The organism is Paraburkholderia sp. SIMBA_027 (assembly GCF_046535315.1).
GTDB classification, from domain to species: domain Bacteria; phylum Pseudomonadota; class Gammaproteobacteria; order Burkholderiales; family Burkholderiaceae; genus Paraburkholderia; species Paraburkholderia tropica.
On the sequence record NZ_JAWRWY010000412.1, the window covers coordinates 1 to 278 of the forward strand.

Genomic DNA, 278 nt, shown 5'->3' on the forward strand with positions numbered 1-278 from the left:
GTTTCGACGCCGTCAAATTTAATCAGCGTCTGTTTACCCTGCCAGCCGTCGCTGAGGGTGAAAATACGTTGATAGGCACCGGTTGGGTTATCGCTGGGGACAAACGGCACATCGATGGGGAACGGAAAACCTTCGTCGGTATATTGCAGTTTGCCGTGACCTTCCATTTGCCACATGGCGGGGACGGTAATATGCCCCCAGTCAGCCATTAACTCAGAGGTGAAGGCTTCAGGCACTTGCAGCGGGTGGTCAAAAAAATGGAAATTCCACTGACCGCT

General features: G+C 52.5%; 1 protein-coding gene. It reads right to left on the bottom strand.

Annotated elements, in window-relative coordinates; all coding sequences use genetic code 11:
* The coding region (locus tag SB764_RS39625) for a sugar-binding domain-containing protein (RefSeq protein ID WP_410866700.1) at positions 1-278 on the bottom strand (278 nt) is incomplete at both ends.